The sequence below is a fragment of the Paenibacillus sp. 2KB_20 genome (assembly GCF_052115765.1).
Lineage (GTDB): Bacteria > Bacillota > Bacilli > Paenibacillales > Paenibacillaceae > Paenibacillus_AQ.
The window spans coordinates 360,520-386,180 of record NZ_JBFRHH010000003.1 but is presented as its reverse complement, the minus strand read 5'-3'; the positions used below and the strand labels follow the sequence as shown (position 1 = coordinate 386,180).

The following is a 25,661-nucleotide window of genomic DNA, read 5'->3' as shown; positions in this document are numbered from 1 at the left end:
GTTGGTATTAGATTACGTGATAGGATTTGGGGTGGGCATTTTGTTCAAAACCTGCAACTGCGGACAATGGATGAAGTTGGAATTAAGGAAGCTGATTCATGAAAGAAAGACTCGAATATGTCATGTTCCTGTTTATGCCTGTCAGTCTTGTATGAAGTATGAGCTTCTACCTCTTATTAAACCGGATTTACTTCGCTATCTCGCATCGATTAGCAATGAAACCGGACGAATACGCGTTTCGTTCGCAGATGTTAATGAGTCTGCATACGTACTTCGAGAAGTGTTCCGTACATACGATGATAATTTGTCGGTAGAATGGCAGGCACGCTGCATGGAAGTCTTTGATGAGCGAATTAATATGCTGTTGGATCTATTTCGTTATGCCCAGAGCATGGGCGACGGTGACTGGATGAGACAAATTGAGGGACGTCTTGAGCAATTAAGCACCATCAAATCTCTCATTCCTGAAAATTCGGGCAATTATGCAAGATAATTTTCAGAAAATTTTCGCGGTTGTTGGATTTTTCACGCACTTTTTGTTAGGATAGAGGATAGGAACTTCAATACAATGAAGGGAATGTATATCCTATGGCGACGTTGACGAAAATGACTACTATAGAAGAGTTACGCAACACGCTTGAATCTTCGGAGCAGAGGCCCTTGCTGTTGTTCAAACATAGTACCAGATGCCCAATTAGTGCCGGAGCTTATAAGGAAGTGCAAGCTTACCTTGAGGACCAGCCGAACGAGCGGATTGACTATGTATGGATCGATGTCATTGCCGACCGTCCGGTGTCGAGTCAGGCTGCGGAAACTCTAAGCATACAGCACGAATCGCCACAAGTTATTCTTGTAAAAGAAGGAGCGCCAGTCTGGCATACATCCCATTCCCATATTACGGCTGAAGCGCTGAAAGCTCAATTGGACGGCATCTAATGCCGTGTCGTTGCACAAAGCAGTAATTTGTCGTATCATAAATTCAATTGGTATTGAACGAATGAAAATCTATTGGCAATGGAGAGAAGGAATTTGACGGTAACCATTTACGATGTTGCGCGCGAAGCAGGCGTTTCCATGGCGACGGTATCACGGGTTGTAAACAATAACCCGAACGTTAAGCCTCAGACCCGGAAAAAAGTATACGAAGCGATTGAACGTTTAGGGTATCGTCCGAATGCGGTAGCCAGAGGTCTGGCCAGCAAGAAGACCACAACCGTCGGCGTTGTGATCCCTGATATTTCGAACTCGATCTTTGCGGAGATTGCCCGTGGTATTGAGGATATTGCTAACATGTACCACTATAATATAATTTTGTGTAATGCCGACAAACGTAAGGAAAAAGAAATCCGCGTTATCAACACCTTGCTTGAGAAGCAAGTGGACGGGCTGTTGTTTATGGGTGGAACGGTGACGGACGAGCATATCCAGGCGTTCCAGACATCGGCTGTGCCGATTGTTCTTTGTGCGACAAGTGATGAGAGAGGTTCTTATCCTTCGGTCGACATTGATCATGAACAAGCTGCGTTTGATGCGGTAAGCACACTGATCCGGCACGGGCATCGTGAGATTGCCATGATCAGCGGAACGCTGCAGGATCCGGCGAACGGTTATGCACGCTTCCAAGGCTACAAGAAGGCACTGGAGACAGCTGGCATTGAGTATCAAGAGGATCTGGTGCGGATTGGTAACTATCGCTATGAGTCCGGCGTGGAAGCGATGAAATACTTCCTGGGGCTTAAGAAGAAACCGACGGCTATTTTTGCTGCTACCGATGAGATGGCAATTGGCGCTATTCATAGCATTCAGGATGAAGGCTATAAAGTGCCGGATGATTTCTCTATTATCAGCGTTGATAATATCCGGATGGCATCAATGGTTCGTCCACAGCTGACAACGGTAGCTCAACCGATGTATGATCTGGGAGCTGTAGCTATGCGTTTGCTTACCAAGCTAATGAAGAAGGAGAATGTGGAGAATCCTCGCGTGATTCTGCCGCATGAAACGATTCTTCGGCTTTCGGTTAGTCATGTGAACGAGTAAGAAGTGTGAATAAAAGCTGTTTAGACATCTATTGATTTGAAGAAAGCTCCTGATTTTAAGGGGCTTTTTTCTGGTGGGATTTATATGTGGTCTTGAATTCAGGAGGGATATCGGTATGACAACACAGGTTATCGGCCTAATCGGGGCCATGGACGAAGAAGTGGAGTTGCTGCTCAGTCAACTGGAGAATAAAGAAACAGCAGTCCGTGCAGGGGTTACATATGCTTCAGGAACGATTCATGGCAAGAGAGTCGTTGTATGTAAGAGCGGGGTGGGTAAGGTGAATGCCGCGGTTACCACGCAAATCCTGATTGACACCTATGGCGTTTCCAAAATATTGTTTACCGGCGTAGCGGGTGCGCTGCATCCGGAGCTGAATATTGGCGATATCGTCATCTCTTCCTCCTGCATGCAGCACGATATGGATGTGACTCCGCTCGGCTTTGCGCGCGGTTTGATTCCGTATCAGGAAGTGTCTGATTTTCCTGCGGATCCGTCGTTGATCGAGCTGGCAGAGGAAGCGTGCAAAGAGCAGGCGGTGAATCATTACGTCATCGGGAAGGTTCTGTCCGGCGACCAGTTCATTGCCAGCCGTGAAACGGTACGGACGCTCTACGAGGATCTGAACGGGGCGTGCGCGGAAATGGAAGGTTCTGCTGTTGCCCAGGTGTGTTATATGAACAGCGTGCCATATGTGGTGATCAGATCCATGTCAGATAAGGCTGACGGCTCTGCCCATGTCAACTTCCCTGAGTTTACAGTGAAAGCTTCCAAGCGTTCACACGAAATCGTGAACTACATGCTAGGCAAACTCTAGTAACAAATTTGAGCAAGCAGTCGGTATGCATATTCAGTTATGCGCCCGCAGATAACAAACTCCCCTGTGGCAAATTCTCGGGGAGTTTGTTTTTTGTTTATTTTATTGGGTATCGACTTAATACATAAACCGCTGTCTGAAACGGATACGATCGAATTGTTCTTGTGATGAAAGCGGTACGTGCCGCCCGATTCTGACCATAAGACAGTTGGCAGGATGGGAACAGATTTCCGGATCATCGGTTGCGTACCACTCCATATCCACGATTTTCATTAACCGTTCCATCATTTTGCGGTAATCCCATACGTTAAGGCCGCTTCCTTTAAGATCCCAATGCCAGTAGTACTCGGTCGTAAACACGATGTAACGCTCCATCTGTTCTTCTTCAAATGCAGTCTTGATCATCTGCTGCCCAAGTCCCAGAGAACGGTAGTCTTTTGCTACCTCGATGGCACCAAGTTCAATCAAATCTTCCATATTGCCCTCGGACCAGCGTTCCTGCTCATCCGGGTGATGAAATGTTACATATCCAACGATCATATCTTGGTCTCTCGTGATGATGATTCTGCCTTCGGGCAGGCCTGCAATTTCCACCAATGCCTCATGCTGCTCCGCAGGACGACGAAAAGCCTTGAGATCAGGGTGCATGGTTAGCTCGGATAGTTGCTCGGGAGGTACAGGTCCTTCGATGATCAGGCGGCGGTCTTCAGGGAACAAAACATGAGACAGGTATACCTTGCAGTGTTCCATCCGTTACGCTCCTTTCAATTCCATACCCTACTTATAGCAAAAAAATAAAAAAATGAAAAGCAATGACAGGCAAACAAGAGCTATGATATAATCTTTTCGACATAAAATCTTCACATTTATGTTGTACTTAACGATATGTTTCCTTGCGAATTCTAAGGGTTGATGACTCGATGACTGCGACAACGTGACGACCCACCGCAATGTGTAAAATGTATGTTTCATTCAATCATTTTGTAAGCGCTGTCCACTATGAGGAGACCGATTTGAGAATGAGGAGGATGTTATCATGAATCAAACGCATAGCGAAATATTGCCAAGTGAAGTTTCACATTCCAATATGAAGAGTTACGAGCAGGCACGCTCCGAGTTTTCATGGGACGAAATCGAGAGACATTTTACTTGGTATGAGACGGGCAAAGTAAATATGGCGTATGAAGCTATTGATCGTCATGTAGCAGAGGGGCGAGGAGACAAGGTAGCTCTCCTGTACAGTGACGCCAATCGCGAGGAATCTATTACTTATGCGCAGTTGAAAGAGAAATCCGACAAGTTCGGTAATGTACTCCGCAAATATGGTGTTGGCAAGGGTGATCGGGTATTTATCTTTATGCCGCGCGGACCTGAGCTCTATGCCGGTTTGCTGGGCATTCTGAAGGTAGGCGCCGTGGTCGGCCCATTGTTCGAGGCGTTTATGGAAACGGCGGTAAAGGACCGTCTGGAGGACAGTGGTGCTGTTGCACTGATTACGACACCTGCACTGTTGTCACGTGTGAAGCGAGACGAGTTGCCTGAACTGAAGCATATTTTTGTTGTTGGCGAGATTGAGGAGGAGGACTCGCGGCTAGTAAGCTACCACGAGGAAGTAGAGGCTGCATCAAGTGAGCTGGAGATTGAATGGCTTGAGCGGGAAGATGGATTGATCATGCACTATACATCAGGCTCTACCGGGAAACCGAAGGGCGTGTATCACGTGCAGAATGCCATGATTCAGCATTATTATACGGGCAAGGTTGTTTTGGATTTAAGGGAAGATGATATATATTGGTGCACGGCGGACCCGGGTTGGGTAACCGGTACGTCCTATGGTATTTTTGCACCGTGGTTGAATGGGGTTACCAATGTCATTCGCGGAGGCCGTTTCAGTCCACAGGATTGGTACAGCACGTTGGTGAACAATAAGGTAACGGTATGGTACAGCGCTCCGACCGCTTTCCGCATGTTGATGGGTGCCGGTTCCGACCTTATCGACCAATATGATTTGAGCCATGTACGGCATATTTTATCTGTTGGTGAGCCGCTTAATCCCGAGGTGGTGCGTTGGGGACACAAGGCTTATAAGCAGCGTATCCATGACACATGGTGGATGACAGAGACCGGAGGACAGCTGATCTGTAATTACCCGGGCATGGCGATCAAGCCAGGATCCATGGGGCGTCCGGTGCCGGGCATTACAGCTAAGATTTTGGACGATCAGGGCAGAGAAGTGCCTCCGTACACGATGGGTAATTTGGCCATCAAGACACCTTGGCCGTCCATGATGAGAAAAATTTGGAACAACGAGGCGAAGTATGAAGAATACTTCCGAATTCCGGGCTGGTACATTTCAGGTGATTCGGCATATATGGATGAAGAAGGATACTTCTGGTTCCAGGGCAGAATAGACGATGTGATTAATTCGTCCGGTGAACGAATCGGACCGTTCGAAGTGGAGAGCAAGTTGGTTGAGCATCCCGCTGTCGCTGAAGCAGGCGTGATCGGTAAGCCTGATGTAACCCGTGGCGAGATCATAAAGGCCTTTATCTCCTTACGTGAGGGGTATACACCTACTCAGGAGCTCAAGGATGAAATCTACCGTTTCGTAAAGGAAGGACTTTCCGCTCATGCCGCACCTCGTGAAATTGAGTTTAAGGATAAACTTCCGAAGACGCGCTCTGGTAAGATCATGCGCCGCGTATTGAAAGCGTGGGAACTGGATCTTCCGACAGGCGATTTGTCCACAATTGAAGATTAAACCGTGATCAAGAACAGGGCTGACAATGGAGATGGTGACCACCATTTTCGTTGTCAGTCTTTTTTAGAGAAAGTTTAAACTTCCGAGGTTAACCTTCTTATCTCGCAAGATGCAGTCTGTCCTCATGGAATATACGTAGAAGTACCTGCTTAACCTAAAAAATAAAGCCAGCCCTTCTAACAGATGATCTCTGTAGAGGGGCTGGCTTTTTAGCATACCAATCTATTTTTTCTCAAAATATACGGCCGGTGAAGCTGCAGATTCACCGATTGGATTTACGGCAGTTACTCTAAAGGTACCGCCGATTGGGTTACCCGAGGAGTAGTAGAACTCCGTGCTCTTACTTGAGCCAAGAAGCTGGTAATTGCCATCACTGTTCGGACTGATGTAGATGTTGTAGACCATTACTTCTTCCTCTGGAGCATTGCCGCTCCAGGTGGCCTGGAAGCCCTCAGGGGTAGCCGCAAGGATCGGCTGACCTGGTGCAGACGGTACGGTAGTAGCACCTTCATTCCCAAGTTCCAGGTCGTCATTGGGATCTCCCTCCGTGATGCCGTCACCAGGATTATCGATGTCGTCATCCGGTTTCGTGTCGTTATCGCCTGGAACTTCGAATCCAGGTGCTGTACCGCCCACAATAGCGCTTGGTTCAGATGTTTTGCCGGCTACGTCAACGGCAACAACGTAATAGGAAGTAAACATTCCGTCAGCTCCAAGTCCCGAGAAGACAAGGCTCTCGTCGCCGAGCACCACCTGCCCTTGATGTGTAAACGGACTGCCGTTAACGGATTTAAAGAGCCGGTATCCGACAACATCAGGAGATCCACTGGCATTAAAGCTGATGGAGCCGCTGCCCATCGAATAATGTACGTTTTTCGGTGGGGTAGGGGCTTTGCCGTCATCTGTTCTAGGGTCAACCTTGCTTGGCATCCCTTTCTTCGCGTCCTGCGGAAGATAAGACTCCAGCGATCTCTTTTCACCTTTCATGACCTTCAAGGCGTTCTGCAGTTCTACAATCAGCTCATCAAGGGGCTTCTCACGCTTGATTACGATTTGTTCTCTCAACATATCCAAAGGCGTCGCTTCCTGTGGAATGTAATTTACACCCCGATAGGTGATGTATTTCGCTTTTGCGATACCGTCATCGCTTTCGGTAGGCACAAACTTCACATTAAACAGATCCGTTACGAATCTGTCCGTTAAGGCCGTCGGCAGCTTGCCGCTGTAAGCGGAAACCGTCTTGGACGTTATGCCCTCAGGTTTCTCGAACGTTTTGGTCGGGAACAGCTCCGGTTTCACGTCCGTTACTTCGTTCATGATTCTGGCCCAAATGGCCTGGGCGTGCTTGCGCTGGTCTCCGACGAGCGTATTTTTTTGTTCCTTATATCCGACCCATACGCCAAGCGTAACGTCAGGCGAGTATCCCATGAACCAGACATCCCCGTAGTTCTGGGTGGATCCGGTTTTACCAACAACCGGAACCTCATTAAATTTCTTGTACGTGTCTCGGACCTTGCTGCCTGTTCCGTTCGTGATGACGGTACGAAGCATATCCGTCATGAGATACGCGGTTTGTTCAGAGAATACCTGCTCCGGCTTTACTTCGTGTTTATAGACAATATTGCCTTTGGAATCCACGATTTTCTCAATCATGAAGGCGTCCGTGAATTTGCCTTGGTTGCCGATGGCACTGTATGCATTGGTGAGCTCTTCCACTGTCACCCCGTAATGCAGCCCCCCCAGTACACCGGTGGAAGCATTATAATCGTCTTCCTCCAAGGTAGTGATACCCAGCTTCTTGGAAAACTCCCAAGCCTTTTCGATGCCAACCGTGTTGTTAAACAACTTGAGCGCCACCGTATTGGTTGAATTGTTCAGTGCCTGTCTTGCCGTCATCAATCCCCTATACCCGCTGTACGAGTTTTTAGGAATATGGAACACTTTGCTGTAGTCCTTTAAGATGATCGGTGAATCGTCCACCACGCTGGCAGGCTGAATCGCCCCCGAATCGAGTGCCGGTAAATAGGCGGCAATAGGTTTCATGGCAGATCCAGGTTGTCGTTTCATTTGCGTAGCGTAGTTCATTTGTTCTGTGTTAAAATCCCTGCCCTCAATCATACCGAGAATGGCGCCGGTTTTGTTGTCGATCATCATCGCGGCGGTTTGCTCCATTCCTTTTTCCGCGCTGTCAGGCACGTAGTTGCTGTCATTCTCTGCGATGGAGCGCATGGTCTTGTATAATGTCCGGTCGATGGTGGTGTAAACACGGTAACCGCCGGTGCTGAGCTGAGCTCGGGATGCATCCATCAGATCGGAGTTCGCTTGCGTGCCTTTTGCGTTCTCTTCGGCTTCCTCGCTCAGCTTCATCAGGATATTCGATGCTTGGCGCTCTACTTCCATCATGAGATAAGGATAAGTCACATAGGCCTTCTGCGTGCGAGGAGCAAGCGATTTTTTGATATCGAATGCCTTGGCCTCTTCATACTCAGCTTGCGTTATTTTACCTTCTTCCAGCATGCTTCCCAGTACGCGGTGCTGGCGGTTTATTGCACGGTTGAATGATTTCTCGTCAAATTCCCCCTTGCCGTTAAAGGCAGAGTAGGAGGAAGGTAGCTGCGGAAGACCTGCCAAATATGCAGCTTGAGCCACATTCAGATCATTCAGATTGTTAATGTTAAATATGCCTTTTGCCGCAGCCTTGATCCCGAACAGTTGGTATCCGCTGGAACCGTTACCGTAAGGAACCTTGTTCAAGTAGGCTGTTAAAATTTGGTCTTTACTCAAAAAGCGTTCCATCCGCATGGCCAGCAGCATTTCTTTGACCTTGCGGTTATCGGTTTTGTCGCGACTTAAAAAAGTGAGCCTGGCCAGCTGTTGCGTCAACGTGCTGCCGCCGGTTTGAACCGACTCGTTCAGCACGCGTTCCTTCACGGCGCGAGCGGTACCTTTTATGTCAACACCCTTATGTGTATAAAAACGGTTATCTTCTATGGATACGACGGCATCCTTCACAAGCTGGGGAATATCCTTGAATTCCACAGGTCGTCTGTCTTCTTCGGTTCTAAGCTGCCCGATCGGTGAGCCATCTGCGAAGTAGGCGAAGCCCGTTATAGCATTATCGTTCACCGTATTCTCGATGAGAGCCCTGGATCTTACCGGCTCATTCTCAACAATAGAGGTTACGTAGCCACCTATGGCTCCTCCGGCGAACAAAACGCCCATCAGACCTACCACAAAGAGCCATCCGATGACGGATCCGAGCACCCGCAGAAAGGACCGTTTACGCGGTTTTTTCTGTTTTTCAGGCTCTTGTTTTTTCTCCTCAACCATGAATGTATACTCCTCCTTTTAACGCACCTATTATAGCATAAATCGAAGGTTTTGAATCATGTGTCCCTACATAGCGTGTCCTTTTTTGAGGAAGATTGACTTTTTCGGGAAGCATATGATACAAATAATGCAAAGTTCATATCGTGAAAAGCTTTGAAGGACCCCAGTAGAAGGCGGAGCCTTTCGTTTCCAGAGAGTCGGTGGGTGGTGTAAACCGATAACGAGCCCCTTTGAATTACCGTCCGGAGCTGACCGGGGGAAACAGAGTCGTGCACCTGTACGGCTGTTACAGTAGTCCGGTTCCGGGATGACAACCCGTTATGGCAATGAAGTGAAAATCCGTTCCTGAGGCAACGGATTTTAATTAGGGTGGTAACGCGAGCGCTCCTACTCGTCCCTTGGGATGAGTAGGAGCTTTTTTGCGTTCAAAATTAAAGGGAGGTGTAATGGCGAGGCCAGACGCAGTATCCAGCAGGGGGCCGTAAAATGGAATGGAGAAAAGTGCAGCGACACCCACGGTGAAATCGCTCCTCAAGACGGGGATGTGGTTCAAGTAGGCAAGCGTAAATTTGCCAGATTGAAGTTTTCTTAAGATGATTGAACTTGCGGAGGATTCATTTCGATATTAAAAAAACCTGAAGGCCAAGGCCTTCAGGTTTTTTGGGTTCCGAGTTAATCTTAACGGTTGTAGAATTCGACGATTTGTTTCTCATCGATATCTTGGGAAAGTTCGGAACGTTCTGGAAGACGGATGTATTTCCCTTCCATTGCTGCTTCATCAAACTCAAGGTAAGCTGGAAGATGTACGCGGTTAGCCAAAGCTTCCTTGATGGAAGAGAGGCTGCGGCTTCTTTCACGAAGACCGATTACATCGCCAGTGCTCACAGCGTAAGAAGCGATATCGACTTTCTTGCCGTTCACAGTCACGTGACCGTGAGCTACCAATTGACGAGCACCCGCACGGGAGTTGCTGAAGCCAAGACGGTAAACCAGGTTGTCCAGACGGCTCTCAAGCAGGAACATAAAGTTCTCACCAGCGATACCTTTCATGCCAGTTGCTTTGTTAAACAGGGTCTTAAACTGCTTCTCGCCCAAGCCGTACATGTGACGCAGCTTTTGCTTTTCTTGAAGCTGCATACCGTAGTTGCTAATTTTTCTCCGTTGGTTAGGACCATGCTGACCTGGAGGGAAAGGGCGTTTAGCCAATTCTTTACCTGTACCGCTCAGGGAGATTCCCAGACGACGGCTTAATTTAAATTTAGGACCGGTGTAACGTGCCATGTTATATAGACTCCTTTTTAATTAAAGTTTCATTAGGGCTCTATTTGCGCCGTATTTGTTTGCTCTAGCCGTAATCTTCGGAAGATCTGCCAGGAAAGTTCAGCCGCTGTCCTGTCAGTAACAAATAACGTGAGGGTGACACAACCCGCCCAAATTCATGGAATGCATTGCATTCTTACTCAACAATAAATATTATATGAAGTAATGATATAAAGTCAAGTTCAACCTGCAACTTACTATAACTTGGTTTTTGTCTAATTTTGTCGATAGGACCACAGACCTAAAAATATTGTGAAAAACGCATAAATTTTAATGCAAAAATGGGTAGAAAAGAGTAAGATGATATTGGATTAAGTAGTCTCATTTATCTAGTTACATATCGTAACATCTTTTGGTGTTTATCATGACCCTCCCAATATGTTGAACAGCTGGGTTACCGTTATTAAGTGCGGCAGCCAAATGGATCCTTACATTATGAATCCCGAACGCCAGTCTTGGATAGGCCTTTTATAATGGTGCAAAGGAGCGCCCAATATGTCAGAAGATCAACGGAAAGCGTATGAAAGCTCTCCCGGTTCTGCAGTTATGTTTAATGATGCTGGGCCAATTCCTGGAAATGAGCCTCGTTTTTGGCTTCAGAGCTTGGATATTACACCTCATGATTTCCCTTATATTCAGCCTCTCATATCAGACAGCTATCTGGAGTGGCTAAGAGAAAGCGCAGGCACACAGGCGATGAAGAAATTCAGCTGGGCCCTTCTTTCTCATGAGGGAGCTTGGCTGACAGGGGCGTCCGAAATAACGCAATACCTTAACGCAAGTGAAGATGAGACGTTATCGCTTACTTTAAACTCCAAAGAAGCCGTCCAAGGGATGGGAAAGGGTTCTTTGGAGGGAAGCGTGCTGTGCGCTGTCCCGCTCTTCACTCGCATTCATGGCGATGTATTTGCGGTGATGGTCAGTGTTTCCTCGCTTGAGATGGAGCCGGAACAGTCACTTATGCTGACAGAAACTCATGCGTTATTGTTTCGTTCCTGCTTCTATCGGAAGTTGGAATACGTATTTGCCGATGATCTGGAGAAAGTCCACAACCAAGCTGAGCGTGAGGTGCACAGGCGTTCCATCATGTTTCAGTATGTAAAGCGGATGCATGTGCAGATTAATGTGGACAATGTGCTGGTGGAGGCTATCGACAGTGTTCTGGCACTGTATCCCAAGGCCAAAGTTGAATTGTTTATGTCTCAGGACCATGAGAGCGGACATCCGCTGGTGCGTCCCCTGCTGCTTCATCATTGGCAGAGAGAGGTTTATGTCCGCACATTTATGGAGGGTACCCTCACGATTGATGAACATAAGGAACCCGATTCGATCGTGGAAATCGGGATTCCCATGGGAGGCAAGCAGGGCGTTTATGGCGTGCTCCATGTGGAAGTGGACAAGTCTGAGCTGCCCGATATGGATCTGGAATTGCTCTCTATGATGGCTGATGCTGCAGGCACCGCGTTTGAGAATGCCAAATTGTACGAGCAGTCCAACCTGATGATTCATGAGCTCCGTATGATTAATGAACTGACACAGCGGTTGAACAAAAGCTTGCATTTGGCGGAGATATTTCAATTTGCCAACCATGAGCTGCTAAAGATTCTTGAGGCCGATTACTGCTGCATTTTGATTTATAACGAGGAGCTTGGCGGTCTTGAAGTGGTATCCTGCAACGCCGAATGGCTTGCCAAGGAGGTCTTTGAGAAGGATTATGGTTTGGGCGGCCTAGTCTACCATTCGAAGGAACCGCTCATCCTGTCAGACTATAACGAAGAACGTCCGGCGGAATCCCGGCTAATGGAGAGCACTCATTCCAGCTCGATGATTGCTACTCCGCTTACCGTAAACGGTGAGGTGCGGGGGGGTGTCCTTCTCACCCATGCGAAGCGGCATTATTTTTCGTATGACAGCTATCGGTTGCTTCAAGCTTTGACAAGCCATATTGGTCTGGCTATCGGCAATGCCTTCCTGCATGCGGAAGTGAGAAGAATGGCGAACCGGGATATGCTGACTGAACTGTATGCGAGACATTATCTTGATGAAATGATCCATGAATGTCAGACTCGTGATTTTTGCGGTTCTCTCATTGTTGTGGATATCGATGCATTCAAGCAGGTTAATGATACGTTCGGTCACCAGCGGGGGGACAAAATTCTGAAGCAGGTCAGCAGTATCGTGAAGACAACGATTCGCCATAGCGATATTCCGGCCCGCTGGGGAGGCGAGGAGCTTGCCGTGTATTTGCCGGGACTCGGCATTCAGCAGGCGATGCAGGTCGCCGAACGGATTCGCATAAGGGTATCGGAAGAGACCGACCCGCGCGTAACGGTGTCCTGCGGAATTTCCGAATGGAACTGGACCAATGACAAGATCAGCGTGGAGTCCCTCTTTTATCGAGCGGATATGGCTCTTTACGAAGCGAAGAATGGCGGCCGCAACCGGATTGTCGTGGAGAGGGCCGAGGCTGAAATCGGATTAGATTAAATACCCTGCAGCTATTTAGTGGCTGCAGGGTTTTTTCTGTCTTCTGCATAATGTCATGGACCGCGGATAGCCTAAGAGAAAGATCAATGAGGGGCTGATGATTATGAGAATAAGAAGATCACGGAGCGTCATCGGAATGGTTTTGTTTGTCTTTTGCTTAACCGGATGTGCCTGGCAAGATCAATTGTCTGCCGAAGAGTCGTTCAACCGCGCCCTGTCGGGGCTGTCTGGCGTTGATAATTTCTCTTTTCGGGGAGAAGCGGCGATTCGGAGCGGAGAAAACGGACCGTTTCAGCAAAGTTTGGCATTTGAAGGCAATCTGCAGCATCATACGGATCTGACACTATCCTCAAGGAACAAGGGCACAACCATACGTAATGATAAGGATAAGGTATATGCCGATTCGGTATATCAAGCGGATGGACTTACCGTGTCCCTGAAGCGCAAGGAGGGCAAGTGGAGCACACTCTCATCAGGACATGTCGAGGAAATGTGGATAACCCGCTTGAATCCGTTAGAATTACTGGAATATATCGGGAATTCGGAGAAGACGGTGACCCAGGAGCTGGGGGCGGCAAGAGGAACCAAGGTGCTGCGCATCGAGCTGTCACCCGAGGCGGCAGCCCAAATGGTATATGGATCGCTGGATGAGCAGATGAAGACGCTGGCGGAACGGATCGAACGCAAAGGGGATCCGCTGTACAGTGAAGATCCGAAGGTACGCAAACGACTGAAGGCCGTGTGGGAGCGGGACTATAATGAAATGAAGAGCATGTTGAGCAAGGCGGACACGGTTTCGGTTTCTCATGTAACGATTAACCAAAAAAAACAGCTTCCTACCAAACTGACTATGGAACGAACGTTGTTTTTTGTTGATGAACAAGGCAAAACCCGCACGGAAACGTTGCTGTCCGATGTTACATTTACTGGTTATTGAAGGGATTGCCATGAAATTTTTTTTAACGATGAACGCTGACTTAAGGCTGTTCGCATGCTACAATAATGAATAAATTTACCGCTGTTCAATTCATAACGTAGGGAACAGTCATCATAAGGAGGATATGACATATGCGTGATCCCAGAATTCAAAAATTGGCTCAAAATCTCGTGAACTATTCGGTAGATATGCAGCCGGGCGAAAATGTGCTCATCGAAATGATTGGATCGGAGCGCGATCTGCTGAATGCCATCATTGAGGAGGTTTCGAATCAAGGTGGCCGCCCGTTTGTGCAATTGACAGATCGCACGGTTCAACGTGCCATGCTGAAGAACGCAAATAAGGAGCAGCTTGAGCTGTGGGCTGAGCTGGATCTTGAGCGCATGAAGAAAATGGATTGTTACATCGGTATCCGCGCAGGCGAGAACGTCAACGATATGGCTGACGTGCCTGAGGAAAACATGAAGCTGTATAATGCACTTTATTCGCACCCCGTACATAGCGAAGAGCGCGTCAAGCGTACGAAGTGGGTGGTTCTCCGCTATCCGAACGCCAGCATGGCGCAGCTTGCCAACACCAGCACCGAGGCGTTTGAGGATTTCTACTTCGATGTGTGCAATCTGGATTACTCCAAAATGGACCGCGCCCAGGATCCTTTGGCCGAGCTGATGAGAAAGACCGACAAGGTTCGCATCGTAGGACCGGGAACGGATCTCAGCTTCTCGATCAAAAACATCGGTGCAGAGAAATGCTCCGGTCAGAAGAACATTCCGGATGGCGAGGTATATACAGCGCCTGTTCGTGATTCAGTTAACGGCACAATCTCTTACAATACACCGACTCTCTACAATGGCGTAACCTTCGAGAATATTAAATTCCGCTTTGAAAACGGAAAAATTGTTGAAGCAACCGGCAGCGACACCAAACGTTTGAACGAGATTTTGGATGCGGATGAAGGTGCAAGATATATCGGCGAATTTGCCATCGGCTTCAACCCATACATTTTGACACCGATGAAAGATATTCTGTTTGATGAGAAAATCGCCGGAAGCCTGCATTTTACGCCAGGTCAAGCATATGATGTAACAGACAACGGCAATCGTTCCTCGATTCACTGGGATCTCGTTTTGATCCAGCGTCCGGAGTACGGCGGCGGGGAAATCTACTTTGATGATCGCTTGATTCGCAAGGATGGTATATTTGTTATTCCAGAACTAGCAGCGTTAAATCCGGAAAATCTTAAATAGATTGGAAAAAATGTTGCATAAGAAAACGGATTCAATGTATCATGAAGGTGCAGTGATGAGCTTTATTCAGATCCTAAAGTTACGGAGGGATTCGTATGTCCAATAACAATCAATCTATCGTAGAAATTTCGCAAACCGCTAGCCAGTTCTCATCCTCCATCGTTTTGCAGGCAGAGAACAAGTACATTGATGTTAAGAGCATCTTGGGTCTGTTCACAACGCTTGTCAACAGCCAAAGCTATGAACTGCATGTTCATGGACCTGATGCTGATGCAGCTAAAAAAGCAATGATCGACGTATTCACCAAGCATGGTTTGAATGTATCCGTCGTGGCTGAATAACAGTCGCCCAAAACACCCCTCCATAGAATGGAAGGGTGTTTTTTCGTAGAGAAAGGGTCTATTTTGTTCAGGTCCTTGTATTGAGAAACGATTTCGACTAATATTAAAGATAGTAACTGTGCTGTGATTTTTGACATAGGGGGGAAGATCATGACTTCATCTGATTTACAGGAACAGCTGAATTTAAAAGCGATCAGTCTTCTTCATGAAGATGCAGATAAAATCCTAAAGCTTATTGAAGTACAGATGGAGAATCTGGCGACCCGTTATTGCCCTCTCTATGAGGAAGTGCTGGATACCCAAATGTACGGTTTTTCAAAAGAGGTTGATTTCGCGGTGCGGGCCGGGCTTCTTCCGGAAAGTACGGGAAAGCAGCTGATCAGCAAGCTTGAACGCAATCTGGCGGTCCTGTACGAAGCCATGAATCAATCCAAATAGCCTGTATTCGTACAGGCGCATACATAGAGAAACGCATGTCGCACTCAGGCGGCATGCGTTTTTTTCTTGTGAATTATCGCACACGATGTAGGCAGCTGTGTGGGCTTCCTCTTCCTTACATTACATTTAGACGAGGAAGAACGAGACGCCTAGTATGACGTACACGGCGAGCAGCAGAAGGCCTTCATACCAGTTGGAGGCACCGTCTTGCGTAATGGATCTGGCAATGAATACGGCGACACCGATAGCAACCAGTTCCAGCGTGGTAAACACAATATCCATCGTATCCCCAAGGAAGAAGCTGATGAACACGAGCACGGGAGCAACAAACAAGGCAATCTGCAGGCTGCTGCCAACGGCAATTTCAACGGCTGCGCCGATTTTGTTCTTCATGGCGAGCATAATGGCTGCACTGTGCTCGGCTGCGTTACCGATAATCGCTACAAGGAATGCCCCGATAAACAGTTCGCTAAGGCCATACTCGTGGCTGATAGGCTCAAGCACCCCCACAAGCCATTCACTGACAAACGCAACCATCACCGTAGCGACAACGAGGTACAGTATTGAGCGTTTCTTGGACCAGACGGGACCGTGCTCGTGCGGCAGCGCATCCTGATCGTTATCGTCGCTGACATCCGCCAAATAGTTCTTGTGGGTGATCATCGAAAACCCCAGCCATGCGATGTAGGCTACGATCAGAATTCCCGCCACAATGAGGCTGAGCGTCTTGGTCTCACTCTCCGTAATGGAGTGGGTATTCAGAAAGACAGCAGGGATAAACAGGGCGATAATAGCCAGCGTCATCAGGGATCCGTTCAGACCTGCCAGCGTCACGTTGTATTTTTGGATTTTAAATTTGAGGCCCCCGGCAAACAAGCTGAGTCCGAGGACGAGCAGCAGGTTGCCGATAATGGAGCCGGTGATGCTTGCTTTCACCATATCGTACAAGCCTTCCTTGATCAGCAGGATGGCAATGATCAGCTCCGCCGCGTTACCGAAGGTGGCGTTCAGGAATCCCCCGAGCCGTTGACCGGCGTAATGCGCAACGCTTTCGGTTGCTTTGCCAAGGAAACCGGCGACAAAAATAACTGAGATGGCAGACAGAATGAATTGGAGTGTGAAGTTCCAATTCGCAATATGCCCCAGCGCACTAAGCAAAAAAGTGAAGATGAGCAGCGCGGGGTTCAGCCATTTTTTCATAATCGACACCTACCTTATGATTTATGTATTGATGAGTTCTTGCGAGCGGAAACGACGATTCTCGTATCGCTTTTTACAATATACCCAAATTTTTCGGAAAATTATCCTTCTTTTCAGAAAGGAGCATTTGCTTTTTAGGTCCGTTACCATTTACAATAACGGATAATGAGGTGAAGGAGGAAATGGCATGACGGAACAACTTCAACTGGATAACGGTTTGATTCGAATATCGGATGATGTCGTCTCGAAAATTGCCGGATTAGCTGCCTTGGAAACCCCAGGTATTGCAGCAATGTCCGGTGGATTGTCCGAGGGCTGGGCTAAGCGACTGAGCGGCAAAAATGTGCAAAAGGGTGTTACCGTAGAAGTAGGTCAGCTGGAAGCAGCGATTGACCTGCGGATTATCGTGCTTTATGAGACACCCATACATGAAGTGTGCCGCATGCTTCAACAGAATGTCCGCGAAGCTGTCGAGAGCATGACAGGACTTCGTGTGGTTGAGGTCAATGTGAAGGTCGAAGGCGTAGCTTTTAAAGACGATGAAATCGACGATATTCAGCTTCGAGCTAAATAAGACGTTCTATAGGGGATCCGTTCCCCGCTGATGATGAAAAAAACGAGAAAAAAGACTACCCGATTGCCCGGTAGTCTTTTTTAATTACGGATTTAACCTGCTCCTCTTTCATCGGACGGTTGCTGTCCCTGGATATGCTAAGCACGATTCCCATGCTCAGCATCATAACCAGCAGCGAGGATCCGCCATAACTGATGAATGGGAGGGTAACGCCCGTTATCGGGATGGTATTGGTAACCCCACCGATATTGATGAAGGCCTGTATGGCGATTAGTCCCATGATGCCGACGCCGGTCAAGGTTCCGAACGGATCCGAGCAGCGAAGCGACACAATGATCCCTCGCAGGATAAAGTATAAGTAGAGCAGGAGGAATATCGCAGTTCCGATAAAACCGAATTCTTCGCCGATGACCGAAAAGATAAAGTCATTGTAAGGATTCGGCAGGTAATGCAGCTTCTGCACACTCTCCCCGTAACCTGCTCCAGTGACACCGCCCTGGCCGATGGCGATCAGCGATTGCACCAAATTGTAGCCCGTGTCCGACTCATCGTGGAACGGGTCCATGAAAGCCTCGATCCGGCCCATCTTGTAGTTCTTGGAAGCCTGCTCCTGATCTCCGCTGGAGTTAAAGAGTGCACCGACGCCCAGAGTGAGTACCAGGCCAAGCGCGACAAGCGAGATACATCCCAGGATATGCTTGAGGCTGGCGCCGCCAGCATAGATCAGCAGCCCGCTCGTAGCCACGAGGATGAAGCAGGAACCTAAATCCGGCTGAAGCATGATAAGTCCCGCTACGACCCCTACAATAATGAGTACGGGGAAGAAACCGCCCTTCCATTGACGAATTCGTTCCCCTTTTTTGGTAATCAGCGCTGCCAGATAGACAATGGTCGCAATTTTGGCCAGTTCGGTCGGCTGGATGCCGAATTTCCCCAGGTTAAACCAGCTTGTGGCTCCGTTGGTTGCGGAACCGATGATCACCACAAGAATCAGCAGCATCAAGGTTAGAAAAAACACCGGTATGAATAGCTGCTTGTATTTCTTATAGTTGATGTTCATGGCAACAAACATAACCAACGTGCCGAGGACGGCAAACGCGACTTGCCGCTTCGTAAAATGCAGCGGATCGTTATTGAATTTTTCATTGAAAACGGCCAAGCTGGAGCTGGAACTGAACACCATGATCAGTCCGAATCCCACTAACAGCAAGGTAAGGATCAGCAGTTGAAAATCAGGCGTCCCTCTCTTCGGCTGAGGTTTGGTCGTATTCATAATGTTCGACCTTACGCTTCCAGAAGAGCTTTGAGCTCTTGAAGCTTCTTGGTAGCCACATTCATAACGGGCTGTGGAGCCATGGATTCATACTCAAGTCCGTGCGGGAACGTGGCTCTACCCAGGTATACCGCTTCGATTTTGAGGATGGCGTCCGGTTTTTCGAGCTTGCCTTCAACAGCGCGGGTGTTAATGCGCAGGAAGTATTCAGCCTGATTTTTTTTATCTTCGATTTTCAAGTCATATGTAGCGCGGTAGTATTCCCACTGCCAACGAATGAAGCCTACTTTCTCGGCACATTCATCAAGGTAAGCTAAATCGCTGTGCAATCCGTCCAAGCCTGTATTTTCGAAAATCATGTGGTTGTAACCCCCTTAATAGTCCTTGCAAAGTTCTTTAATATGATAGTATGTTTCAGGAACTTGTGCAAGCCTGTACCGCCCGTCACGCTTCAATTGAGACCTTTTATCCAGATGAGATTTTGATAACGACAGGCATTCTTCTTTTCTGCTAAAATAAATGGAAGTGAAAACGCTGTGAAATGTACGCTTTCCATCCTGGTGGTTATATATTCATAGGACTTCAATTAAACGAAGGGTGGATATGGCCGATGAATCGCGTCGTTTACCGCACGGATTATTATGTAGTGGAAGAGAACGGGCAGCAGGAAATTGTCGTGATCGACCGGATTCCGGAATCGGCAGCGGTTGTGGCCGTTCATCAAGGGTGTCTGCTCCTGGTATGCCAGCACCGGGAAGCGGTTGATAAGATCACCTGGGAGCTTCCCGGCGGAACGGTGAAACCGGGTGAGGAACGGAAGCTTGCCGTGAAGCGGGAGCTTGAGGAAGAGGCAGGCGTGCTGTGCAAGGACCTGTCCTACATGGGCAGTGCTTATCCGATGGCTTCTCTGGCCAACCGGAACGTTCATTTTTATTTCACCGACGATTTGAAGGTGTCCGGCACCCAAGAGTCGAATCAAGATGAGGACGAAGATGTTAGAGCTGTGTGGGTCCCGCTCAGGGATGTATATCGCAAGATCAAGGAAGGCGGCCGAATGGATGCCATGGTTGGGCACGGACTGCTGCTGAGCAAGCTTTACGGATTTCTTGCGATCGATTGAGCCGCATATAGCGGGGGAGGATGATGGAACTTGACGAAGGAAGCATTTTGGGAACAATGGTATCCACGGATGGTGGAGTGGCGTCGTCATTTACATATGCACCCGGAACTTTCGTTCCAGGAGAAAGAAACTTCGACATTTATAGCAACCCGGCTGCAGGAGCTTGGCATGGAGGTCAAGACAGGTGTGGGCGGGCATGGCGTTATAGGAATTATAAAAGGAGATACACCTGGCAAGACCGTTGTGCTGCGTTCTGATATGGATGCGCTGCCGATTGAAGACGGCAAGAGCTGCGAGTACAAATCCCGGGTGCAAGGAGTGATGCACGCTTGCGGGCATGATGGGCATACCTCCATGCTGCTGGGGGCCGCTGCTTATTACAGCACGTATCCGGAAGAAGTCCAGGGCGAAATTCGTTTTATGTTCCAGCCGGCGGAGGAAGTCTGTCCCGGCGGTGCGGTAGAGATGATCAAGGATGGAGCACTTGACGGAGCCGACGTTGTCTATGGTCTCCACTTATGGACGCCGTTTCCGGTAGGGACCGCAGCGAGCGCGCCGGGTCCGCTGATGGCTGCGGCGGATGAGTTTTTCATTGATATTACAGGGCGCGGGGGACATGGCGGTATGCCGCATGTGACAGCCGATGCCCTGGTAGCGGGGGCAGCGCTTGTTATGCAGCTCCAAACCATTGTAAGCCGCACGGTAGATCCACTGCAGCCTGCCGTGGTTACGGTAGGAACGATGCAGGCCGGAACGGCGCAAAACGTAATTGCTTCCTCTTGCCGGATCACGGGAACGGTGCGCACCTTTGACGAACCTACCCGGACATTGATCCGGGAGCGGATCGAACATATGACCCGGACGGTTTCGGAAACCTACGGCACGAAGGCAGCGGTCCGATATCTCGTCGGTTATCCACCCTTGGTGAATGATGAGACCGAAACCGCGCGGTTCTTCCGTACGGCACCGAAAATATTCGAAGCGGATCAGGTCAAGGTCTCGCCCAAACTGATGCCAGCGGAGGATTTTGCCTATTACTTGATGGAAATTCCAGGCTGCTTCATTTTTGTTGGAGCCGGTAACCCGGACAAAGGGGCAATCTATCCGCATCATCACCCGATGTTCGACTTTGATGAAGATGCTATGCGTTATGGGGCGAAGCTGCTGGTCGAGATGGTGTCGAGTTATCAGAACGGGGACTAGACTTTAAGAAAATCGCAATCATCGCGCATGAACGCTCGTCATTTGGAAATCCTATTGATCATAGGGGAAGTTCAGATCCATGGATATGGATGTGGGCTTCTTTTTTTTAACCTCCGCTATATGCGGTCTGTCTTCTGAGAAAGTACGTTGATATACGATTTTCTAACCTGCCATGAAAAATAAAGAGCCAAATGTTACGAGGAGGGATTAGGATGCATAACAAGCCATGCATCGTCCAGCGGGATCGGACCATCTTGCTTGAGACCGCTCATGTGGAGGCTGAGGCCGCACGCGAACAACTGGTCCAGTATGCGGAATTGATCAAAAGTCCTACGTCTTTTCATACATATCGCCTGTCCCCGTTATCCTTATGGAACGCTGCTGCCGGAGGATTGACAGCTGAGGAGATTTGTTCGAGCCTTCAGTCGCTATCACGTTGGGATGTGCCGGCAGCCCTGCTGGAAGAGGTTATCCAGCTCGTTGGGCGTTACGGACAGCTGTCGCTGCTCCCGCATCCCACACAGGATCGTTCATTGCTGCTACACAGCAATAGCGAAGCCCTGATGCAGGAGCTCAGATCCAAGCGTTCCCTGATGGAAATCGGCGTTCGGTTGATTTCGGCAAACGAGGCAGAGGTGCCCTCAGACCGGCGTGGCCTATTAAAGCAGGAGTTGACCCGGCTTGGATATCCTGTGCTGGATCAGGCGGGATATTTGGACGGGCAATATCTGAACATCCTTTGGCGAGGAGAAACAACGGGTACGGAGAGAGGCGGAGGTTTAAGCGGCGGCTCAAACGATCAGCGATTCAAGCTTCGCGACTATCAGCAGAAGGCTGCTGAGTCCTTTTGGGATATCGGCGGAGAAGGGGGGAACGGGGTGCTTGTCCTGCCCTGCGGTGCCGGGAAAACGGTGATTGGCATCGCCGCCATGCGCGATCTGCAGTGCGAGACCCTGATTCTAACCTCCAACACAACGTCTGTAAGGCAGTGGATCGACGAGCTGCTGCAGAAAACCTCACTCTCCGCGGAGGAGATCGGTGAATACTCCGGTCAGCGCAAAGAGGTGAGGCCGGTAACGGTCGCTACCTATCACATCTTGACCCACCGACAGGGCAAGGGCGATGAACAACAGCATATGAAGCTGTTTAATGAACGTCGCTGGGGCTTAATCATCTATGATGAGGTCCATCTCCTCCCCGCCCCGGTATTCCGTGCGACGGCCGATATTCAGGCGACCCGCAGGCTTGGTCTGACCGCCACCTTGGTTCGCGAGGATGGAAGGGAGCATGACGTGTTCTCGCTGATCGGCCCCAAACGATATGAAATGCCGTGGAAAAGGCTGGAGGAGCAGGGCTGGATTGCTTCGGTGGACTGTATGGAGATTAAGGTGCCGCTGCCGGATGAGATAAGAGAAGCCTGCAAGACGGTAGGCAAAAGGGAGCAGTATCGGCTGGCTGCCGAGAACCCCTCCAAGCTTCGTGTGATTCGGCAGCTCGTGGATCTCCACAAGGATGCACAGACGCTGATCATCGGGCAATACCTGGATCAGCTTCACGCCATTGCCGAGGAGCTGCAGGCCCCTCTCATTACGGGGCAAATGACGCAGGATCAGCGCAATGAATGGTATAAGGCTTTCCGGGAAGGATCCGTCCGTGTACTTGTCGTTTCGAAAGTGGCTAACTTCGCGGTTGATCTGCCCGATGCTTCCGTCGCGATCGAGGTTTCGGGCAGTTACGGCTCACGGCAGGAGGAGGCGCAGCGCCTTGGACGCTTGCTGCGGCCGAAGCAGGGGGAGAATCGGGCTTCTTTCTATGCATTGGTGACGGAGGACAGCCGGGAGGAGATGTTTGCGATCCGACGCCAGTTGTTCCTGATTGAGCAGGGGTATGAGTATCACGCGATTCAAGCGAAGCATCCGGCCTCCCTTGACCTCATAGCGATGCGGCATACGCATCGCCTGCCGATTCCTGACGGGAAGGAGGCCTCGTGGAGATGATGGAACAGCAGAACGTGGCGGAAGCCACAAGCTTAGAGCATCTTCTTGCCAAGGAGCGATCGGTCCTTCATCATATTTGGAACCGCTTTGCCGGGCAGAGCTTTGATGACGACAAGCTTCCCTCGCTTCGCGTTCAACGCCTGAGCGGTGTGGAAGTACAGCTCGCCTTCTTATCCTTGAGGCAGCAGCGATGGGTTCAAGCAGTCAAACAGGGCTGGGGCGAGAGGCTGTATTTCATTCCTTTTGATAAACTTCAGATTCTCCAGGAGGCTTTTGGCAATCTCGAGACGGATTCGGTTCCCGCTGCTGCCGTGAAGCTCCAGCAAGAGGGAAGAAGCGGCATAGCAGTTGATATGTTCAATGTGCTTGTCTATATGGCCAAGAACCAGGTGGCTATAACCGCTAAAGGGGTTCTACATAAGAAGTTTATTCAGAAGCTGGGGAGCATCGTGGGATTAACGCCATCCGATGTCGAGGGGCTTACTCTCCAATATGATCACGCTGATGTTTACCCACCGCATGTTGCGATCGTATTGGATCTGCTGTTTTCGTTTGAGCTGGTCGCCTTGGAGCAAAGGGAGCTTAGGCTAAACATGACCGCGTTCCGTCATTGGCTCGCACTCTCACGTGAAGCGATGGACCGATTGGTTCTTTTGCACATGATGGAACGTTATGTTCCGGGTTCGGCCGAGTATCAGCATTTCACATGGCAGATTTGCCACTCATCACGGATCGGCGGGATGTGGTATTATGCTCAGCACATGTTAGCAAAGGGCGAGGAACCACTAAACTGGGATCCTCTTAGGGGAAGGGAGTTGTCCGCGGGGGATGCGGCTTCATGGCTCCGTTTATTGACCGGTTGCGGTTACATCGATCTTGGGATGGATCACGATGGTCAATTCCTGTTCCGGTGGCGTATGGATCCCTGCTCCTTGTTGAGTGGAAGCAGTAAGGATGACACCGGATCTTCGGGGCTGTTTATTCAGCCGGATTTTGATATATTGATTCCGCCTGACGTGCCTTATATGGTCAAGTTTACGGCTGCCCTATGCACGGAGCGCATCTCGGATGACGTAATGACGGTTTATCGACTGACCAGAGATTCGGTAGCTCAGGCGGCGACTGCAGGAATGGGGCCGGAAGCGATCACGGCTTTTTTCACGGAACATGCAGCGGCAGGAATTCCAGAGAACGTGTACACGGCCCTACGTCAGTGGGGCAAGGAGATTGAACGCGCGGGAAGGAATGAGTCTTCTTTATGGTATTCCGTGGCAGCTCCAGAAGATGAAACGGAGATCGGGGCCAGTGATGAAGGAGATAACCGTTCCGCTTTGCCGCGTTATCCAGGCTGCCCTTCTAGCGGATTGATTCGCTCTGCTCGCAGTGAGCTTGTTCTTGAATGGGACGACAGCCTTCCGGATAAAGCGTCAATCGTTCCGGATTTGAACCGGATTCCCATCATGTGGACACGGGATTGGCGTTCTTATCACGGTTCGACGGCCAAGCAAATGATGGAGCAGGCGCTTGAATTGTCAGCCAAATTAGAGATTGCGGTCGATGGAAGCCGGATGGAGTTTATTCCATATCAGCTCGAGCGGCAGCCATGGAAAATTTCGGGAGCATTATATGATCTGGATTCCGATTCCGAAATGACGGGAACCGTGGTGCAGTTAGGCGAAGGGGAATGGAAGGAAATGCGGCTTGTGATTCCGTAAAAGCGTATGAATTCCCCCTTCTTAAGATACGAGCGTTATGCTATGATGAAAGAGTCCACAAAAATAAAGCGTGGGCCAAACTATTAGAAAAGCGGGATGAGTTCATGAGCGTATCGGAAATAAACACGGTCGATATGGCCGAGGTGCTCACCTATGCCTATGAAATAGGCGACATGATTAATGCTTCCGTCGAAGTGGCGGATTATCTATATTGGAAGCAGGCAGTTGAAGGTGATCCTACGATTCAGGCTTTGATCAGAAAGCTTGATTCCAAGAAAGAGCTATTTGAAGAGACTCAGCGGTTCGGTCACTTTCACCCGAATTACCATTCGGCCAAGGATGAAGTAGCCGCAGTGGAGGCGGAGCTTGAGGCTTACGAGCCTGTAGCCCGGTTTAAGCAGGCGGAGAAGAATCTGGACGATCTGCTGCATTCGATGTCGGAGAAGATTGCTTTTTCGGTTTCGGAGAGCATCAAGGTACCTGGCAACGATCCTCTTCCCAAGAAGGGGTGCGGCAGCGGCGGAGCTTGTTCGTGCGGATAATAAGCATAGACTAGAGATAGAGACGAAAGTGAGGCGAGGAGCTTAGGATGTTGGCTGAACGGACCGGTTTTATTATATGGGTCAGCGATGTAAAGGCAGCAAGAAATTTGGAGAAATACGGCAGCGTGCACTATATATCACGCCGCATGCATTATGTTGTCATGTACGTCAATGCTGACCGCGCCGAGGAAACAATGAAGAACATCCGGAGATTGTCCTACGTTCGTAAGATCGAGCGCTCCTTCCGGAATGAGATCAAGACGGAGTACAGCAGCAAAGGGCCGGATAAAGCGAAGTTTTACGGTCCTTAGCATGATGT

The 25,661-nt window shown here is 49.3% G+C and carries 23 protein-coding genes, 1 pseudogene and 1 other annotated feature; of the genes and pseudogenes, 18 read left to right on the top strand and 6 right to left on the bottom strand.

Going from position 1 to position 25,661, the window contains the following annotated elements; genetic code table 11:
* Positions 1-70: 70 nt before the first annotated feature.
* The 4 genes from AB4124_RS11140 to AB4124_RS11125 all read left to right on the top strand — a co-directional run bounded on the left by AB4124_RS11140 (position 71) and on the right by AB4124_RS11125 (position 2,857).
* Positions 71-493, top strand: coding sequence for a hypothetical protein (locus tag AB4124_RS11140; RefSeq protein ID WP_422759553.1), 423 nt, complete (start codon positions 71-73; stop codon positions 491-493).
* A gap of 95 nt (positions 494-588) precedes the next feature.
* The gene (ytxJ, locus tag AB4124_RS11135) at positions 589-936 is read left to right on the top strand and encodes a bacillithiol system redox-active protein YtxJ (protein WP_213645301.1); all 348 of its coding nucleotides are present in this window, start codon (positions 589-591) and stop codon (positions 934-936) included.
* Positions 937-1,029: 93 nt separating this feature from the next.
* Positions 1,030-2,040 (top strand): catabolite control protein A, encoded by a 1,011-nt coding sequence (ccpA, locus tag AB4124_RS11130; protein WP_098742808.1) that lies wholly within the window; start codon positions 1,030-1,032, stop codon positions 2,038-2,040.
* Positions 2,041-2,155: 115 nt separating this feature from the next.
* Positions 2,156-2,857: a 5'-methylthioadenosine/adenosylhomocysteine nucleosidase gene (locus AB4124_RS11125; RefSeq protein ID WP_430138974.1), complete on the top strand. Its 702-nt coding sequence runs from the start codon at positions 2,156-2,158 to the stop codon at positions 2,855-2,857.
* Positions 2,858-2,974: 117 nt separating this feature from the next.
* On the opposite strand, the gene AB4124_RS11120 is transcribed toward AB4124_RS11125, so the two are convergent.
* Positions 2,975-3,607, bottom strand: coding sequence for a GNAT family N-acetyltransferase (locus AB4124_RS11120; RefSeq protein ID WP_076320706.1), 633 nt, complete (start codon positions 3,605-3,607; stop codon positions 2,975-2,977).
* Between the two features lie 286 nt (positions 3,608-3,893).
* On the opposite strand from AB4124_RS11120, the gene acsA reads away from it, so the two are divergent.
* The gene (gene acsA, locus AB4124_RS11115; RefSeq protein ID WP_076320707.1) at positions 3,894-5,618 is read left to right on the top strand and encodes an acetate--CoA ligase; all 1,725 of its coding nucleotides are present in this window, start codon (positions 3,894-3,896) and stop codon (positions 5,616-5,618) included.
* A 222-nt stretch (positions 5,619-5,840) separates the two neighbouring features.
* Here the strand turns inward: acsA and AB4124_RS11110 are convergent, their stop codons facing one another.
* A complete protein-coding gene (locus tag AB4124_RS11110; RefSeq protein WP_441972862.1) occupies positions 5,841-8,948 on the bottom strand; it encodes a transglycosylase domain-containing protein in 3,108 nt (1,035 codons plus the stop codon).
* Between the two features lie 144 nt (positions 8,949-9,092).
* Positions 9,093-9,350: a binding site (T-box leader), on the top strand.
* A gap of 43 nt (positions 9,351-9,393) precedes the next feature.
* On the opposite strand from AB4124_RS11110, the pseudogene AB4124_RS11105 reads away from it, so the two are divergent.
* A pseudogene (locus AB4124_RS11105) lies at positions 9,394-9,540 on the top strand (tyrosine--tRNA ligase); the annotation flags it as partial.
* An 86-nt stretch (positions 9,541-9,626) separates the two neighbouring features.
* Here AB4124_RS11105 and rpsD read toward each other — a convergent pair.
* Positions 9,627-10,229 (bottom strand): 30S ribosomal protein S4, encoded by a 603-nt coding sequence (gene rpsD, locus AB4124_RS11100; protein ID WP_076320710.1) that lies wholly within the window; start codon positions 10,227-10,229, stop codon positions 9,627-9,629.
* Positions 10,230-10,763: 534 nt separating this feature from the next.
* On the opposite strand from rpsD, the gene AB4124_RS11095 reads away from it, so the two are divergent.
* The 5 genes from AB4124_RS11095 (at position 10,764) to AB4124_RS11075 (ending at position 15,718) form a co-directional block, all read left to right on the top strand.
* Positions 10,764-12,755, top strand: a complete 1,992-nt coding sequence (locus AB4124_RS11095; RefSeq protein ID WP_441972859.1) for a sensor domain-containing diguanylate cyclase — start codon at positions 10,764-10,766, stop codon at positions 12,753-12,755.
* Positions 12,756-12,858: 103 nt separating this feature from the next.
* Positions 12,859-13,692: a hypothetical protein gene (locus tag AB4124_RS11090; protein WP_083659562.1), complete on the top strand. Its 834-nt coding sequence runs from the start codon at positions 12,859-12,861 to the stop codon at positions 13,690-13,692.
* A 131-nt stretch (positions 13,693-13,823) separates the two neighbouring features.
* Positions 13,824-14,939, top strand: a complete 1,116-nt coding sequence (locus AB4124_RS11085; RefSeq protein ID WP_339271997.1) for an aminopeptidase — start codon at positions 13,824-13,826, stop codon at positions 14,937-14,939.
* Between the two features lie 95 nt (positions 14,940-15,034).
* Positions 15,035-15,280 (top strand): HPr family phosphocarrier protein, encoded by a 246-nt coding sequence (locus AB4124_RS11080; protein WP_071223684.1) that lies wholly within the window; start codon positions 15,035-15,037, stop codon positions 15,278-15,280.
* Positions 15,281-15,430: 150 nt separating this feature from the next.
* The gene (locus AB4124_RS11075; protein WP_009589686.1) at positions 15,431-15,718 is read left to right on the top strand and encodes a YlaN family protein; all 288 of its coding nucleotides are present in this window, start codon (positions 15,431-15,433) and stop codon (positions 15,716-15,718) included.
* 126 nt (positions 15,719-15,844) lie between these two features.
* On the opposite strand, the gene cax is transcribed toward AB4124_RS11075, so the two are convergent.
* Positions 15,845-16,918: a calcium/proton exchanger gene (cax, locus tag AB4124_RS11070; protein WP_430112816.1), complete on the bottom strand. Its 1,074-nt coding sequence runs from the start codon at positions 16,916-16,918 to the stop codon at positions 15,845-15,847.
* Between the two features lie 187 nt (positions 16,919-17,105).
* Between cax and AB4124_RS11065 the strand changes: the two genes are divergently transcribed.
* Positions 17,106-17,492: an Asp23/Gls24 family envelope stress response protein gene (locus AB4124_RS11065; RefSeq protein WP_009589611.1), complete on the top strand. Its 387-nt coding sequence runs from the start codon at positions 17,106-17,108 to the stop codon at positions 17,490-17,492.
* A gap of 55 nt (positions 17,493-17,547) precedes the next feature.
* Here the strand turns inward: AB4124_RS11065 and ftsW are convergent, their stop codons facing one another.
* Both ftsW and AB4124_RS11055 read right to left on the bottom strand, forming a co-directional pair.
* On the bottom strand, positions 17,548-18,765 hold the full coding sequence (gene ftsW, locus AB4124_RS11060) for a putative lipid II flippase FtsW (RefSeq protein ID WP_098742818.1): 1,218 nt from the start codon (positions 18,763-18,765) through the stop codon (positions 17,548-17,550).
* An 11-nt stretch (positions 18,766-18,776) separates the two neighbouring features.
* The gene (locus AB4124_RS11055; protein WP_076320716.1) at positions 18,777-19,124 is read right to left on the bottom strand and encodes a YugN family protein; all 348 of its coding nucleotides are present in this window, start codon (positions 19,122-19,124) and stop codon (positions 18,777-18,779) included.
* Between the two features lie 251 nt (positions 19,125-19,375).
* Between AB4124_RS11055 and AB4124_RS11050 the strand changes: the two genes are divergently transcribed.
* The 6 genes from AB4124_RS11050 to AB4124_RS11025 all read left to right on the top strand — a co-directional run bounded on the left by AB4124_RS11050 (position 19,376) and on the right by AB4124_RS11025 (position 25,653).
* The gene (locus AB4124_RS11050; RefSeq protein WP_441972853.1) at positions 19,376-19,885 is read left to right on the top strand and encodes an NUDIX hydrolase; all 510 of its coding nucleotides are present in this window, start codon (positions 19,376-19,378) and stop codon (positions 19,883-19,885) included.
* A 30-nt stretch (positions 19,886-19,915) separates the two neighbouring features.
* Positions 19,916-21,088 carry a M20 family metallopeptidase gene (locus tag AB4124_RS11045; RefSeq protein ID WP_441972852.1) on the top strand — a complete coding sequence of 391 codons (1,173 nt, stop codon included), beginning with the start codon at positions 19,916-19,918 and terminating at the stop codon, positions 21,086-21,088.
* Positions 21,089-21,300: 212 nt separating this feature from the next.
* Positions 21,301-23,085 carry a DNA repair helicase XPB gene (locus tag AB4124_RS11040; RefSeq protein WP_441972850.1) on the top strand — a complete coding sequence of 595 codons (1,785 nt, stop codon included), beginning with the start codon at positions 21,301-21,303 and terminating at the stop codon, positions 23,083-23,085.
* Positions 23,082-24,800, top strand: a complete 1,719-nt coding sequence (locus AB4124_RS11035; protein WP_441972848.1) for a helicase-associated domain-containing protein — start codon at positions 23,082-23,084, stop codon at positions 24,798-24,800. The genes AB4124_RS11040 and AB4124_RS11035 overlap by 4 nt, the downstream gene beginning before the upstream one ends.
* A 104-nt stretch (positions 24,801-24,904) precedes the next feature.
* On the top strand, positions 24,905-25,342 hold the full coding sequence (locus AB4124_RS11030; protein WP_098743096.1) for a YlbF family regulator: 438 nt from the start codon (positions 24,905-24,907) through the stop codon (positions 25,340-25,342).
* Positions 25,343-25,389: 47 nt separating this feature from the next.
* On the top strand, positions 25,390-25,653 hold the full coding sequence (locus AB4124_RS11025) for a YlbG family protein (protein WP_076320721.1): 264 nt from the start codon (positions 25,390-25,392) through the stop codon (positions 25,651-25,653).
* Positions 25,654-25,661 lie beyond the last annotated feature (8 nt).

Coding starts and splice junctions, on each gene's coding strand:
- AB4124_RS11140 (WP_422759553.1), top strand. CDS start 71: ATGAAGTTGGAATTAAGGAAGCTGATTCATGAAAGAAAGACTCGAATA.
- ytxJ (WP_213645301.1), top strand. CDS start 589: ATGGCGACGTTGACGAAAATGACTACTATAGAAGAGTTACGCAACACG.
- AB4124_RS11125 (WP_430138974.1), top strand. CDS start 2,156: ATGACAACACAGGTTATCGGCCTAATCGGGGCCATGGACGAAGAAGTG.
- AB4124_RS11120 (WP_076320706.1), bottom strand. CDS start 3,607: ATGGAACACTGCAAGGTATACCTGTCTCATGTTTTGTTCCCTGAAGAC.
- acsA (WP_076320707.1), top strand. CDS start 3,894: ATGAATCAAACGCATAGCGAAATATTGCCAAGTGAAGTTTCACATTCC.
- AB4124_RS11110 (WP_441972862.1), bottom strand. CDS start 8,948: ATGGTTGAGGAGAAAAAACAAGAGCCTGAAAAACAGAAAAAACCGCGT.
- rpsD (WP_076320710.1), bottom strand. CDS start 10,229: ATGGCACGTTACACCGGTCCTAAATTTAAATTAAGCCGTCGTCTGGGA.
- AB4124_RS11095 (WP_441972859.1), top strand. CDS start 10,764: ATGTCAGAAGATCAACGGAAAGCGTATGAAAGCTCTCCCGGTTCTGCA.
- AB4124_RS11090 (WP_083659562.1), top strand. CDS start 12,859: ATGAGAATAAGAAGATCACGGAGCGTCATCGGAATGGTTTTGTTTGTC.
- AB4124_RS11085 (WP_339271997.1), top strand. CDS start 13,824: ATGCGTGATCCCAGAATTCAAAAATTGGCTCAAAATCTCGTGAACTAT.
- AB4124_RS11080 (WP_071223684.1), top strand. CDS start 15,035: ATGTCCAATAACAATCAATCTATCGTAGAAATTTCGCAAACCGCTAGC.
- AB4124_RS11075 (WP_009589686.1), top strand. CDS start 15,431: ATGACTTCATCTGATTTACAGGAACAGCTGAATTTAAAAGCGATCAGT.
- cax (WP_430112816.1), bottom strand. CDS start 16,918: ATGAAAAAATGGCTGAACCCCGCGCTGCTCATCTTCACTTTTTTGCTT.
- AB4124_RS11065 (WP_009589611.1), top strand. CDS start 17,106: ATGACGGAACAACTTCAACTGGATAACGGTTTGATTCGAATATCGGAT.
- ftsW (WP_098742818.1), bottom strand. CDS start 18,765: ATGAATACGACCAAACCTCAGCCGAAGAGAGGGACGCCTGATTTTCAA.
- AB4124_RS11055 (WP_076320716.1), bottom strand. CDS start 19,124: ATGATTTTCGAAAATACAGGCTTGGACGGATTGCACAGCGATTTAGCT.
- AB4124_RS11050 (WP_441972853.1), top strand. CDS start 19,376: ATGAATCGCGTCGTTTACCGCACGGATTATTATGTAGTGGAAGAGAAC.
- AB4124_RS11040 (WP_441972850.1), top strand. CDS start 21,301: ATGCATAACAAGCCATGCATCGTCCAGCGGGATCGGACCATCTTGCTT.
- AB4124_RS11035 (WP_441972848.1), top strand. CDS start 23,082: ATGATGGAACAGCAGAACGTGGCGGAAGCCACAAGCTTAGAGCATCTT.
- AB4124_RS11030 (WP_098743096.1), top strand. CDS start 24,905: ATGAGCGTATCGGAAATAAACACGGTCGATATGGCCGAGGTGCTCACC.
- AB4124_RS11025 (WP_076320721.1), top strand. CDS start 25,390: ATGTTGGCTGAACGGACCGGTTTTATTATATGGGTCAGCGATGTAAAG.